Genomic DNA, 14019 nt, shown 5'->3' with positions numbered 1-14019 from the left:
TCTTTAATGTATTCCTCACGCTTTTCTACGGACTTATCAAGGCCTTGATCTTTTAACAAGAAGTACTGAGCATGAAGATCGCCTTCCGCAGCAAGTTTTTTAAACCCCTCAACGGCTTTTTGGTAAATTTCCTCTGTGCAGTATTTATTTTCATAAGAGGTATCTAAACCGAGATCGTTCGCTACTTTATTACCAAGACTACGCGAACTTAAGTGTGCTCGGCAACGATAGCTTCTATTAGAAAGCCAATAAGCTGCATAAGGATTTCCCTCGCTCATTAGCTTCGCTAGTCGAGACACTGCGACACTTTTTTCTGAGATATCATTCAATGTTAATCGCGAATATAGAATAGTTGCATGAGCATTCCCTTTCTTTATAAGGCGATTAAATCGATCTTCTTCTTCTTTTCTCCAAGGCGTTCCTCGTTGTAGGTCAAGCAACACATCATACATTTCATTTTCAGGACGAACTGTGCTGGATATATAAGGATCATCGGCTACTTTATCAATATTCTTTTCAATGAAGTCCTTGAATAAAGGAATATCACCTTCAGGGTTTATCGCCTTTTCTTTGCAACCGGTGAGGATACTCATCGATAAGCTTAAAAGTATAACTTGGATAATCGTTTTATGACGCATCATAAGGCAGTGTCCAGCAGATAGTGATTTTAGACCGACAGATAGCATAACGTTTTAAAGCTAAGGAGTGCTACCGCCCAGCGGGTGTTGCGTCACTCACTGGGTGGTAAATATTTAGAGTACACACTCAACACTTGGACGAAAGCTTTAAATGTTAAAACGAAATATTGGTCTTAGCCAAACAGAAGTCGTCCTCGGGCGTAAGTACTATGAACACCCTCGAACCTGACGCTATCGCAGCTGACCATTCACTTAAAAGGCCGAATAGATAATTACATAGACCTATGAAAAATTGGCTAACACAGAATATTGAACACGCTCACAGTTGACTTCCTCTCGCCAGTTTAACCATGAGCGTTGTACTTATTATCTGAATTCAGGATTATATAAGAACACTCTATATATTCTTTCTAAACCCTTTGAAGAACTCTACTGTTGTTTCATCTAAATAGAGATTTGCTTTATAACCTTTAGCTTTTTCTCTAGCCTTAACTTTTATATTTTCAATTTCCTCTTGTTTAACAAGTTCACCACTATACTTATCAAAGTATTTCAACTCATCTCTTTCTTCATTATACTCTTCATCAAAATATGTTATTAAATCGCAGTCATAATGGCTATTCATAGAGTTCGCAACCATACAGTAGAAGAATGATAGTTTTGAAGATACGCTATCTTTACCTCCTATACCACTATCTCGTATCAATGGAAGAAACAATACACTTTTAAACACAAATGCATAATAGTCACCCCTTTCTATCCCATACTCTATCCACTTTAATGCTTCACGAACACGGCCTCTTCTTTTATATATAAAAGCCGCTTGATATGCTCCATAAAGATTGCCATCCCTAGCTATTTTTTCTAAATACTTGAGGCGAGTATCTTCGTTAATATCAGACCAAAATCTGTCATCAAAGAAGAAGGTATAACCTTTATTTTTATATAACTTACTCGCTAGCTTTTCATATCGGTAATCTCTATAAAAAGGAATATACTGCCACCAGGTAGGATCATGATACAAAAGGGCATACATTGCCTTTCCATCACCTTCTTCGGCGAGTTTCTCCCAACCTTCAATTGCTTTATCTACCCATTGCTCGTCACATGGCCAACCCAAATAACCACAAAAAGAACGATCAACTTTCGGCATATGGGTACCTGCAAGTGTTGCCATYGCCCAAGGGTTACCGCCTTCAGCGGCTTTTAATAGGCTCGACCCTGCGCCTAGCGTTCCTAATGTTTTAAATTGTGTATAAGCTAACCAGTAAGAGGCTTTAGCGTTACCTTTATCAGAAAGCGCTCGGAAGATTTCATTTGCAGCTTTGTACTTGCCCTCGTTTAGAAGGGACAGTCCCTCTCGCAAATTTACTGCATGAGAAGGTAAGGTTGTAAAAATAATAACAAATAGAATATATAGTTTTATCAACTTCATCTTATCCACCAATTATCTTATTATATCCCTGCTGATTAATAGTATTCTTGCTTTTCATATCATTCATGTGGACAGATGTATACTCAACAACTTCATGATATGCAGGAAGTGTAATTGACCTTTTGTAAGGAATCCAATTCCTTGTCATATCCCCCAACCTTTTAATAATATTATCCTTTTCATTGACAAAACGAGTCTTGATCTCACCATCTGATAAAGCATCTACATTACTATAAGCTTGGCGCCAAAAAATTAATATYTTATCAATATTTTCCGCATAGCGTTGCCATTTMACCTCTTCGGGAAGCTCCATCTCAATCTCTTCYCCRAYCCTTTGCATCACGTTCTCGAACTTTTTCTTGGCATTGTCACTTAYCGGGTGGCTCTCTCCTCTTATCCACTCTAARAGCTTKGTCATCGCAGCCACTTGATCGAGGTTATCCTTCGCAGCTTCTGCATCGTTACCCCAAAATCCTAAATCATGATAATGCAATAGAACCGAAAAGAGCTTGGCGTAGGTCTCAGCCGGCATTTTCTTGATCCAGTCTCGCTGACCGGATGTCTCAACGTCACTATTAATGAAGTTCGCCACAAAGGGGGCGTTCGTCGCCTCCAACGCTCGCTGCTCCATATCGCGAATAAGATGAAAAGGAAGCAGTGCAATTTGCGTCAGGGTAAGTTGATAGGCAACGGCCACTGTCAGTAGCCTGTTAAAAGCATAAAAGGCTTCACTGCCGTCACTTTCATGGAATAGGCCAAAGCGACTGAAGCTCGGGTGCTCCATCACATCCAACAGCCGTGAGATAAATTCATCGTAAGCAAGCGGGTCTAACTCAAACGCCAGCTTGCCAGAGAAACCGGCAATAGACGCGGCGCCAAAGTCGAAACGAAAAATTAAGCGGCCATTATCTAAGGTACATTGCAAGATAAGTTTGGCTCCAACGCCTAACTGCGCGGTGAGACGAGTGGCGAGCTTAAACAACTGTTTCATGTCCGAGCTACCCACATTTTTCCATAAGYATGCAAGACTGACTTGTCCACCTACCTCTGCACCAGCAAAGGCCGACACCTCAGTCTTTGCACCCGCCTTAATATTTCGCAGTTTACTATCATCKGCGAGTTCTAGGTCTTTCTTGCTTTCCAAACGTGTTGCAATAAAGGTTTGAGATGTCCGCAGACCTGTGGCGCCTGTGGCACCATCTTGACCAAATCCAATCTCATTCGAGTATTTTATGCTTGCCGCTAACATACCGTGCACAACCGCTTCAATGTCGAAGCGAATGTCTCCTAAGCTCACTTCACGACGCTCATTGTCAACGGTGTAATAAGGAACTTTTAGATCGTACATGTTTTCAGCTGGAATGGAGAATTTTGTCGCTAATTGGCCGCTGGCGAAATCAAGCGACGCTCCCAGCTGCGTGTTCCCCACTAAGTTTAAGTTGACGCTTTCAGCTGCTGCCTGCGCTGAATATGTAAATCGCATAAATTGTGCGCCGCCGCTAACGTCCACCTTAACGGTGTTACCAAAAATCTCGGTTTGCTGGGTTCGCCACGGTAGCACATACTCATAGGCCTCATCTAAAGCGACCTCTCCCCCCACGTTGGCCAACGCAAACGTCTTTTTAATTTCCGCATCATTCCCCAAGGCGTCTCTTAACGCGTTCTTGAATCCCTCGGGCTTTATCACTCCTTGCCCTGTTGGTAGCGTGGGTTCATAAACTTGCGCACTACTTTGCTTATTTCTTGCTGGGTCATTATCTATAACCGCACACGTTGAGCGTATATACATCGCTTCGTTTGGCTTGGAAGTGAGTGCGCACTCAACAATTGTCGTATTCAACGCCATGGAGTCAGGGACAATTTGATTGTTCAAATTTTCTGGTGCCCAATCTTTGTGCTCATCCCAAAGCAATATGCGCTTTTTCTCTCGTACTTGCCCTATGAGGACCGAATCCTCCTGACCGTCTAGAATAGAGGATTGAGTTCCTCTTATCAGCTTTCACTCCAAGGTATACCCCGTTGTAGCTTTAACATCACTTCATACATCTCATCATCAGGCCTCAGTGTACTTGATATGTAAGGATCATCGACAACTTTATCAATGTTCGCCTCAATGACGTCTTTTAATAAAGGAATGTCATCTTCAGGGTTGATCGCCTTTTCTTTGCAACCGGAGAGGAAACTCATCGATATGCTTAAAAGTATAACTTGGATAATCGTTTTATAACTTATCATAGTGCTATGCCCAACAGGTAGTGATGTTTTGGCCGAGAGATAGCATAACGTTTTAAAGCTAAGAAATGCTACCGCCCAGCAAGTGTTATAACACTCACTGGGTGGTGAACATTTAGGATGTCAAATCAAAACGGCCAAGAAGTCTTGAAATTTTTAACGTACCAGTCTCAACTGAACAGAAAATCAACCTTGGCCCCAATTATCGATCCTAGTGAAGTAATCGATATAAATCATCGGTTTCATCTCAGCGATTTCTTTTTCTATATTACAAATGCTTTCATCGTAATCACTTTTATCTGGCCAGTCATCATAATAAATAAAATAACGACTATCCTTAAATATCTTTTCGTACAATAACGCATGACAATATTTTTCTTGATTATTTAGCTCATCACTTCTATCTAATGCCATTGATAAAAAGTAGTAACTGCCTCCTACTTTTTTCATTCTTTCGAATAATTCATCATTATTCTCTTCGTAGTACATTACTGTCCCCATAGCTGGGATGTAATTATTATTACTTGCAATCTTAAAAAGATCGAATGCTAATTTTTCTAGTTCTTTTGAACGAAAGATGACACCGTTATTTGTCTGCTTTTGCAATGAGTCGGTATAGTCCATCAATGGCTTATAGTAATGCGCCTCTGCAAATCGAATCACTTCTTTTATATACTCTTCACGCTTTTCTACTGATTCATCAAGACCTTGATCTTTTAACAAAAAATACTGAGCACGAAGATCGCCTTCCGCTGCGAGTTTTTTAAATCCCTCGACTGCTTTTTGGTAAATTTCCTCAGTGCAGTATTTATTTTCATAGGAGGTATCTAAGCCAAGATCTTTCGCTACTTTATTACCAAGACTACTCGAGCCTAGGTGTGCTCGACAGCGATAGCTTCTATTAGAAAGCCAATAAGCTGCATAAGGATTTCCCTCGCTCATTAGCTTCGCTAGACGAGATACTGCGACACTTTTTTCTGAGATATCATTCAATGTTAATCGCGAATATAGAATCGTTGCATGAGCATTCCCTCTTCCTATCAGGCGGTTAAACCTATCTTCTTCTTCTTTGTTCCACGGCGTTCCTCGTTGTAGGTCAAGCAACACATCATACATTTCATTTTCAGGACGAACTGTGCTGGATATATAAGGATCATCGGCTACTTTATCGATGTTCCTTTCAATAAAGCTCTTAAATAAAGGGATATCATCTTCCGGGTTGATCGCCTTTTCTTTTTCCTTACAAGCACTGATAGCTATCACTACAAATAGCAGAAAAGCTATCTTTATAATATTTTTATAAACCGACATCTTTAAGGCTCCAATCAATTATTTTTTCATTTTTTTCGGGTACTAATGCGATATGTTTGTTATCTTCATCATTTTTATAGCTAGTTAGCTCAATTTCTACACCTCGTCTACTAGCATTAGCCACCACTGAACGCGCATAGGCACGATACTCTGTATGAGTGACAGGTTCGAGTCGTTTTGTATCAACCGTGTTTGTGTAACTAGTTAGTACCATTCTGCCACAGAGAATTTTTGAAGCTTGATCGAAGTCATTTCTAACTTTTTTCAATAAATCACTCTGTTGAACTGTTCCAGCAACCAAAAGAGTTCTATGAATAAACCTTGCTATTTTATACCAGCTCTCTCTGAACCCCTCCCACTGCTGAGGTTTATCAGCTCCTGCATGAAGGTCGGCCATCTCAATCAAAGCTTCTTTCCACTGTCGCTGACTCGCACATGGCCCATGCTCATCTTGGTTTGTTGTATCGTTACTCAACCATTCCATAATATTTAAAATTGCTTGAGCTTGGCGTCTATTTAAAAACTCAGCGCTGTCTTCTACACTGGTCTCCGTTTCTCTATCTAGCAACGTATCGAGTATAGTTTCAAGTAAAGAGGTCGTTTCCGTTTGCGTTTTTAATAGCGTATTCAAAAGATTAGCTAATGTTTGAGGCGGAATACTCATAACCCAAGGTTTCGCCTTCTCTGCCTTCTTTTTTTCTGTTAACTGTTCGGCTAAGAACGGAGCATATTCTTTGCTTATGACATTCTTTTTGTACGATGCCCACAGGTTCGGTGGCATAAGTAGTACCTTAGAAAAGGATAGACCCAAACCAATAGCTATCGTCGCGATGTCGTTAAGGGTATTAAAATCATCATTTATTCCGTTTTCATCTACATCACCAAACACAGATAAGCGGCGGAAGTTACTTTGCTTAAGTACGCCAAGTAGACAGTCGATAAAGTCATCACTATTGATCGCATTTAATTCGATGCCCAAGGTGCCCTTACACCCGCCTCCAACTACTAAGCGCGCAGATGCGATGACCACTAGGACGCCGGCCTGGAAAGCAATACGGAATTCACTGTGAAAGCCTGCGCCGTACGCGGCCGAAAATTCACCCTTAATCGTACCTAAGGTTTTAGGAACTCGAGCATTAGGTGCTACCCAGAAAACGTCCGCCCCCAAGGCACCGCCTACTTCTACTCCGACAAAGGCATCTACCGTTACACCTGCCTCCGCTGCAACCTGACTATTCACTAAGTCTTGTTGCGTTGCACCAGTCATATTCTCAACTCGATGGACGTTAGGGTCGAAAAGGGTAACGGTACTACCACGTACCCCTAGCCCATTATCTATGTCACTAGGACCGACAGTAACGCTACTCCCTAACTGACACGTCGCACCAACTAACCCATAGACTGAACCGGTTATACGTGCCATTAACGCGCCAACATCGTAGCTGTACTCATCACCCTTATCATCGGTATAGAAAAGCGTCACCGCATGACCCCTAGCTGATGACGCTGATGCATTTTCACCCAAGGTATTGTTTTGCTCACCCTCTGGTAACCACAGACAAATACTCATTTGTCCTTGCAAAAGCGCCAACTTAGCCGAAATATTGCCACTCGCCCCCACTTGGCGAGGATCTTTGATTAGGTCTGAATAGCCTGATAACGGAAGGTTAAGTGCTGACTCTCCCTTTGCTGTAAAACGAAGAAATTGTGCTCCTGCATCTTCCGCATAAGCAGGCTCGTTTAAACCCTCGATATTGCCTTCTTGAGCGTGGTAACTATCTTGCCAAAACACAGTGTCGAATTGAGATTGCGTTTTTAACGGGGCTATGCACACTTGGACACTTGTTTTTCTTAACTCTTTTAATGCATCAGTGACACTATTTACACCAACGATATTCCCCCCGCCTGTCTGAGGAGATGCAAACGTAATACGATCAGTAATGAAATCAACATGGCAAGCTGCTTTGGTATAGAATGGATCTGACTTATCGTAAGGCATATACCACTCTGGTCCACGCAGGTAAAAAACTTGCCCTGTGGATAAAAAACTGCACTCAACTGGCTGAATATCGCTGAGTCCCGCATCATTGACAAAGGCACTTACACCTTTTTTATTGGGCTGGTGATCTTTTCTATCCCACACTAATACAAGCTCGGGTGCCAGATCTTTCCTTTCAGCATCGGCAAAAAAGAATCGAAGCTGGTTAGGGCCTTTTTGAGCCGTTTGTTTAGCCAAGATTTTTAAATGCTCTATTCTTTTTTGTGCTATCAACTTTATTGTTAATAGTTTATTAAAAAGCTTATCAAGCGGTGTGCCTTGGCTTTGACCCAGTATTTGATTCAAAGCATTTTGATGTTTGGTTATCGTCATGTCGATAAGGTGTATCAATGCCTTAGCTGGATAATACGACCACGCGGCTTTATTGACATCATTAACAAGGCTTTCAATGTTTAGGCTGTCATTTATTTCAGTGCTACCTGTTATCTCTTGGTATAAGCTATCAATCAGCTCAGTCTGCTCGATTGAAATTGGTTCTGGTGATGTCCGCCAGTCGTCTCCGCGGTTGCGTAATACTTGAGGTCCCGCCGCAACACCGACATCTCCCTCTAGTTGCTCCAACGTCAAACATTGCTCTTTAAAAACAATACCTTCTTGGTTGAGTAGCTTGAAACCGGGAAGAAAACCATCTTTCGCTAGCTCGTTAAGCTCACGTATCGCCGCTTGGTGTGGCCTTTTAGCCAGATCCAGACCATCGATATAGTCGTAAATAAGGTTACAAGCTCTTTTAATCCGCTCTTCTCTTCGTGATGTGAAGTATTGGTGGTCTTCGCTAAATACAAACTTAGTCCCATCATCTGAATTAATGTTGCCAGCATTTCTTTCCGCTTCCTCTTCCAGCTCGGTAATACGTTCGTCAATGGCATTCAATATAAAAGTACGGACACGCTCTTCGACCAATTTGTCAAAATTTGCGTTGCCACTTCTGTCTTGAGGTGCAAGAGATTGAAACTTACCGCCATAATACAGTGCATTTCTTTCAGCATTTTCTCGTCGAGTCTCTTGCTGAACAATATCATCAAACGCTAAGTCAAGCTCCTCAAGTGCCTGGGTTAGAAACCCCTGAGGATCCGCAGATTTATAATAGGCTTTTGTTTGTACCACTAAACGTAGTGGCAGAAGGGTGGTATAGAGTTCCTTGTCTTCCTCATCCATAAACGCTTCATGAGGGCGTGTGGCAAACTTAGACATGATGCCAAGCTGATTGATATTTGCCAATGTGGTGCTGTAGTCGCCTTCAACAACGGCGTCCTGCATTAGGACTTTTTCTTCTTCGATAAGGTCCTTGGCCTCTTGTGTCACTGCGTACCAGCATTTTTCACCCGTCTTAGGATGCGCTGGCACATATAAGATGTCGACAAAATCAGCGATTTGACACTCTTGTTCCGTAGCAGGCGCTTCTGGTGCCTTTTTAAATGATTCGCGAGAGGCCTCCGTATCGGCAGGTTCCGGCAGCTCTATCTTTAACGTATCTCCAGCATAGATAAAGTCGGGATCTTTGATTTGCGTACTGTTCAGCTTGAGAAGATCCTCTTCGGAGACGTCAAACTTTTCAGCAATAAGACTTAAGCAGTCACCTTTCGTTATTTTGTATTCTTTCATGTCACACCCACTGCTTAAAAACAGAATCTTGTTGTTCGCCCTCCACGGGCGTGAATGGATTTGGCTTGTATAGGCACACAGGCACATCGTCTGAGTTAAACCAAAACACCCCTTTGCTAGGCCCCAAGCATTGCACGATATCGTCTGTATTGGCGTGTGCTAAAACGGCATCCCAAAGTCGTTGGCTTTGAAAGCGCAAACATAAAACTTGGCCAGCAACTTCTATCTTCAACATCGCTTGTAAGTGCGCAATAAAGTCATCTGCACAGGTTTTGTCATCCACTGCAAATATTACCGAGCTGGTATCAAAATAAGACAGTGTGCGCCATGTCTCGACGTTAGCGATATCCGCTCCCATATTCACCAAATAAGGGCTTTGCTCAAGCAGATAATCAAAGGGAGTGCCTGCATATAGGGGCAGAATTTGCTGGACACTAAAGTGTTCTTGAATCAGTTGCGCGGCATCACTGATCCTTACTGCATCAACGAGAAGCCAATAATGCGTTGCCATACACTTATCCCTCTTCCTGCAAACACGGACAATCTTGACGAGGGCATGAACCATCGAATTGTCGTTGACACAATTTCAGCACAGGAAGGTTTGCCACCGATGCCACTTTTAGAGTCGCAGGCGAAAGCTGCAGGGGTAAAGGATCGGGACTCTCTGGCGACTCCACCCCAAATGGCAGGGCAGCGACTTTACCGGCATAGCCACTGCCTGCACCGGGGCTGCCGCCTGAGTTGAGGTTAATCGCAGGGCCCACAAGGTGGACACCGCCGCCATCAATGCTGACAAAACTGCCGCCGGCTTTGACGGTGATGCTACTTCCCGCCTCAATCACTGCTTTTTGACCGGCTTTGATGTGAATTTCGTTACTGGCGTCATTCACCCATACTTGGCCAGCTTTGACATGCAGTGAGCCGTCGACAATCAGGGTTTGGTCTTGTTGGGTGTACTGGCGACTCTCTCCCTCCACGGTATGATGTGCATTGCCCATCACACGATGAAATTGGTCATTGTGTACCTGATGATGGTTGTCATGACCTATCTCGGTCACCCGGTCGTTTTCTACCTCGGTATGCCAGTCTTTTTGCGCGTGTAAATACACTTGCTCACTGCCCGATTGGTCTTCGAACGTAAGCTCGTTGTAACCCTCGCCTTGGTGACTCTCGCTCCGCCAAACCGTCTTGGTTTTGTGTGCCGGTAAGGTATAAGGCGGCACATTGGTCGCATGATACGTACGGCCAGTGATAATCGGTTGGTCCGGGTCACCGTGTAGGAAGGACACAATCACTTCATGGCCAATGCGGGGAATCGCCATCATGCCGTATTGGCTGCCCGCCCAGCCTTGGGCCACCCGTATCCAGCAGCTGCTTTTGTCATCGCCGTTGGAATAACGGTCCCACGGGAAGTGGACTTTCACTCGCCCGTGTTCATCACAGAAGATTTCTTCGCCATCCGGTCCCACCACGGTGCCTATCATGGGGCCATCCACTTGAGGTTTAGGCATGGGGGTTGCACGCCACGGGGTAGTAGCAGGGATAAGCATAAACTGGTTGTTGTAGGTGGTGGCCCCTTGRCCGCCCTCTTCTTCCAGTGCTTGCGGTTGGCTACCTTGGTGATGCACCCGCACCACTTGCCACGCTTGGTTGACGTCCTCATCCAGATGGTCGCTGATGGTAAAGCGATAGCCGGCTCTTAATGCCGGTTCATTGCTTTGCCCGTTGGCATGCTCGGCCTCACGGCGTAAGTACTCGAGGCGGGTTTGGTTAAACGCCTGTCCGCTGGCATCGTCTTTAAAGCGGCCCGGGAAGTCAAAGTGCTCGTAGCTGTCGGTACGCTGGTAATCAATGCCATCGGCTTGYGCCGCTTGTTGAAAACTRTAACGSGGCTTTTTAAAGCTGTAGTCTTTTAACGCCGTGTGGCTAGGCTGCGCCGCGGTATGGCGTRTCAGSCCATAGATATACGGSGTRTCGGTGCGACCGCCACTGACAGCATTATAGGGCACAGGACTGTCAAGCTGGGGCAAGCTGTCGGGCGCATCGGTTATTATCAGGGTGTGGGTSKTAGCATCGTGCTCATGGTGATACACCAAGCCTTCTTCTGCCGCTAAGCGGTGGAAGAASGCTAGGTCGCTTTCTCGATGCTGCACACAGTATTCACGTTCGGCATAGTCACGGGTTAGCGAGAAGCTAACCTCCGTCACCCCCATTTCCGTGAGCAGGGTGTCTAGAATAGTCGGCACGGTTTGGTGCTGGAAGGTGCGACTGTTCTGGCGAAGCGACAGGCGATACAAGGCGGGCACCAAGGTTAARCGGTAGCGGGTAAAGTGATGACCAATGTCACCTTGRCTAAAGGCACTGGCRATGCCCTGYACCCGTTTGACCAGCTCGCCGTTGCGCCACAGYRTCAGCTGCACCGGCTTGTCGACCACTTGCTCTGGCGTRATGTCGGTATGGCGGCTGGCCAATGCCACCTCATACTGGAACCCATACACCGGRTTGCCATTYAGGCCRGCTTGGTGAGAGAGGCACTCGTCCCCTTGGTAGTCCACCACCACGAACGGTTGCGGRTCKAGCCCCGCCACGGTTAACGCTATTTGCAATGTCGCCATCTGTGTATCCTTCGCCCTGCTTGTTTACCCTGATACGTTCAGCCAGACCCTGCCGTCTGGCTCAACGCACCACAGCCCGCCCGTRAAGGCAGGCTGTTTGTGTCTTCATGTCGCCATGAARGATTAGGCTTCGATAGGCTTGCGCCAGTCGTCTGAGCCTGAGGTGCCTGCGTTGACGTGGTCCCAGGTCACTTTGCGGTAAGACATCGACACSGTCAGGTTCTGGGTGAAGTCTGACTTCGCCGGGTCTTGGCAATGGGGCATCTCGCAGTGAATGTCCACAATCGAGGCGCTTTCCAGCTTGGTGGTAAAGAAGTTTTCTTGTTTGCCTTCAATCGAGGTGCGGTACCACTTCAGCTCGACCGTTGACATCTTCTCACCTGACGCCAGTGCGTTATAAAGCAATGGCACCGCTTTGTTGAGCGCAACGGTAAATTGGAAAGGCTTGTGCACACGTTGGCCAGAAGGCTGACCTGACTGTGGGTCCGTCGGCACGGTCACATTGTGGTTAAACTGTTGTACCAGCATCTCGTCTTCGTGCCCTTCCACAAACGCATCACCGATAGAATCGGCGGTGCAGGCACCGGCAGTAATCAAACCCTGAGTTTCACCTTCAATCGAGATATAACATGGCGTTGGCATAATCGCTCCTTTGTATGTCATGGAAGACACATCGCCACCGTGGCGGTGTGTCTGTTCGCTATCTTATCTTGCGAAATGCATGCCAAGTTTTTTATCGCTATAAATCAGCGCCTTAGAATATGGCTGACCAATTTTTTGCACGTGCCAAGCAACTTCTTGCCAAGCCAAGCAAAAAGTTGCTTAGCATTACTGACGCCTTTGCACCGCTTTACTCTGGTTTTCTTTAATCACCTCTTGCAGCTGAGACACTTTCCAACTCAAGTGATTCAGGCGTTCAGTAAGCACCGACAGCTCTTGGTTCGCTTTGTCTATCTCACCCTGTTCAACCAAGGTTGTGACATAATCCGCGCGACCATAGATAGGAGACAGTCCGATAGCAAAACTCTCCAGTGAGCGTGTCTGCTTCTGTAATGCCCACCAGCGATTTTGCTCTGCCAGCAACGCGATATTCGCCATCTTTGTTCGAACTGCGCGAAACTTATCGATGTATTTTGCTGTACTTTCCAGCGCTTCAGCACGCTCAGCTTGGTAAGTTGCTACTAATGAGGCCGTTTTCTCGTTATCACCGTACAAGGTGGTTAACGCATTGAGGTGTTGTTTGGCAGAGGTTTTCGCCGCTTCAACCGATTGCGCCATCTCCTGCTCGACCGCGCCCGTGTATAAAGAAATAAATTGTGGCTCCCACCGCGATAGGGTTGACGGCGAATGCTGCTCGGAGAACACACTCAGCGCTTGCGTATTGTTAAGGGAAGGCTGTGGCGTCTCCACTTTATACGGGGTCTGAAAATAGGGAATATGTGGGTAGGCTAACCAGGCGGTCACCACTAGGCCGGCACCTGCAATTCCTGCCAATAAACTGCGCATTCGGCTTTTTTTAACCGTGATCGTCGGATTAAGGCTCTCGTTTTTCTGCTGTTGCTTTATCGCGCTATGAAAACGCGTTTCTATACGGTCAATATGCTCAAACAATACATAGGCCAACCCTTCATAATCGACCGTGTAACTGGGTTGCTGCTGGGCCAAAACATGGTAAAGGGCATCACAAAGCCTTTCGCAACGATACAAATCGCGTAATGCTTGTTGATCTGGCTTTATCTGATTAAGCTCGCCCAGTACGCGAGCATTTACCCACTCCAGCGCCTCTTTACGCGCCCGGGCACGTTTTTCAGAGACCGCTTCTTCGTTATTCAAACAAGCAAGGATCAGCTCCAGCCCATTTGCAAATCCTGCCAAACCGCCAACCTTTAACGCCGCGACGGCATAGTAACCACTGAGCAGTAAATCAATGCCTTGCTCACTGGCGAGTGCTTGACAGTTATCTTTTACAAATTGCCAGTCGGTCCCCCCAGATAGTGGCGAGTGGCGTTTGTTGATTTGGTCTCTAATTGCTTGATAACGCTCGTCATCACGCAATGGTTGAACATCTTGGATAACACGAAACGGCTGGTTATCAATAGAGAGAATAAAAGACATGGCTTAGCATTC

Annotated in this window: 9 protein-coding genes and 1 pseudogene; all 10 read right to left on the bottom strand. The window is 45.3% G+C overall.

The window, feature by feature from the left end; translation table 11 throughout:
* Positions 1 to 641, bottom strand: a pseudogene (locus BZG72_RS10335) (sel1 repeat family protein); the annotation flags it as partial.
* 394 nt (positions 642 to 1035) lie between these two features.
* The gene (locus tag BZG72_RS10330; protein ID WP_077666738.1) at positions 1036 to 2073 is read right to left on the bottom strand and encodes a hypothetical protein; all 1038 of its coding nucleotides are present in this window, start codon (positions 2071 to 2073) and stop codon (positions 1036 to 1038) included.
* Position 2074: 1 nt separating this feature from the next.
* Positions 2075 to 3985, bottom strand: a complete 1911-nt coding sequence (locus BZG72_RS10325) for a hypothetical protein (protein ID WP_077666737.1) — start codon at positions 3983 to 3985, stop codon at positions 2075 to 2077.
* 80 nt (positions 3986 to 4065) lie between these two features.
* Positions 4066 to 4308, bottom strand: a complete 243-nt coding sequence (locus BZG72_RS10320) for a hypothetical protein (RefSeq protein WP_077666736.1) — start codon at positions 4306 to 4308, stop codon at positions 4066 to 4068.
* 183 nt (positions 4309 to 4491) lie between these two features.
* Positions 4492 to 5616, bottom strand: coding sequence for a hypothetical protein (locus BZG72_RS10315; protein WP_077666735.1), 1125 nt, complete (start codon positions 5614 to 5616; stop codon positions 4492 to 4494).
* A complete protein-coding gene (locus tag BZG72_RS10310; RefSeq protein WP_158075467.1) occupies positions 5603 to 9277 on the bottom strand; it encodes a LysM peptidoglycan-binding domain-containing protein in 3675 nt (1224 codons plus the stop codon). Before BZG72_RS10310 ends, BZG72_RS10315 begins: the two co-directional genes overlap by 14 nt.
* 1 nt (position 9278) lies before the next feature.
* On the bottom strand, positions 9279 to 9788 hold the full coding sequence (locus BZG72_RS10305) for a DUF4123 domain-containing protein (protein WP_158010050.1): 510 nt from the start codon (positions 9786 to 9788) through the stop codon (positions 9279 to 9281).
* A gap of 4 nt (positions 9789 to 9792) precedes the next feature.
* Positions 9793 to 11892 carry a type VI secretion system Vgr family protein gene (tssI, locus tag BZG72_RS10300; RefSeq protein WP_077666733.1) on the bottom strand — a complete coding sequence of 700 codons (2100 nt, stop codon included), beginning with the start codon at positions 11890 to 11892 and terminating at the stop codon, positions 9793 to 9795.
* A gap of 123 nt (positions 11893 to 12015) precedes the next feature.
* On the bottom strand, positions 12016 to 12534 hold the full coding sequence (locus BZG72_RS10295; protein WP_077458860.1) for an Hcp family type VI secretion system effector: 519 nt from the start codon (positions 12532 to 12534) through the stop codon (positions 12016 to 12018).
* A 186-nt stretch (positions 12535 to 12720) separates the two neighbouring features.
* Positions 12721 to 14007, bottom strand: a complete 1287-nt coding sequence (locus BZG72_RS10290; protein ID WP_077666732.1) for a type VI secretion system ImpA family N-terminal domain-containing protein — start codon at positions 14005 to 14007, stop codon at positions 12721 to 12723.
* Positions 14008 to 14019: the final 12 nt, after the last annotated feature.

Source organism: Salinivibrio sp. PR6 (genome assembly GCF_001995955.1).
Classification (GTDB): domain Bacteria; phylum Pseudomonadota; class Gammaproteobacteria; order Enterobacterales; family Vibrionaceae; genus Salinivibrio; species Salinivibrio siamensis.
Note: the sequence above shows the minus strand (reverse complement) of the source record. Positions and strands in the feature narration are given on the sequence as shown.